The following is a 572-nucleotide window of genomic DNA, read 5'->3' as shown; positions in this document are numbered from 1 at the left end:
CCCCCCCCCCCCCCCCCCCCCCCGACGCCGCCGTGAGCATGTAACCGGCGTCGACCAACAACGCGAGGCTGTTGGTCCACCACGCCCCGAGGGCCTCGGCAACCAGGATGGCGGCAGTGATCCCGACCACGATCGTGAGCTTGCTGCGATGGGTACCCTGCGACGCGTGGTCGTGGTCGGCGCTCATGCTGGTGCTCCGTCCAGGGCGGGCGTCAGGGCAGGTGCGTGAGCTCGGGTCCGCCAGCCTTGCTGTGGATCAGGGGAGACCACGAGCGAGCGTCCTGTCCCCGGAGGGGCCGGCGGTGACTGCGGCGGGCGATGTAGTCGAAGCCGATCTCGTCGACCAGGGCTCGGATTTCCTCGGCGCTCACGGCCTCCGCGGGGGCGATCGTCAGGGACGATTCACCCGCAGGCTCAAGGTCGACGGTCACCTCGCGAACCCCGGGCAGTTGTCGGACGCGCTCCATGAGCAGGACGAGGCAGTCCGGGCAGGTCAGACCGCTCACCCCGAAGGTGCTGACTCTCCGTATCGTAGTCCTCGTCACGGTGCGCTCCTTGGGTAGTTCGTGGCA

At 69.4% G+C, this 572-nt stretch carries 1 protein-coding gene and 1 pseudogene; both read right to left on the bottom strand.

The window, feature by feature from the left end; all coding sequences use genetic code 11:
* Positions 1-187: pseudogene (locus IFY26_RS02745) on the bottom strand (cation diffusion facilitator family transporter); the annotation flags it as partial.
* 25 nt (positions 188-212) lie between these two features.
* Positions 213-572: heavy-metal-associated domain-containing protein (locus IFY26_RS02740; protein WP_232547479.1), on the bottom strand; the 360-nt coding region annotated here is incomplete at its 5' end.

Origin of the sequence: Propioniciclava soli, assembly GCF_014858005.1 — a bacterium.
GTDB classification, from domain to species: domain Bacteria; phylum Actinomycetota; class Actinomycetes; order Propionibacteriales; family Propionibacteriaceae; genus Propioniciclava; species Propioniciclava soli.
This window is presented reverse-complemented; position numbering and strand designations above follow the sequence as displayed.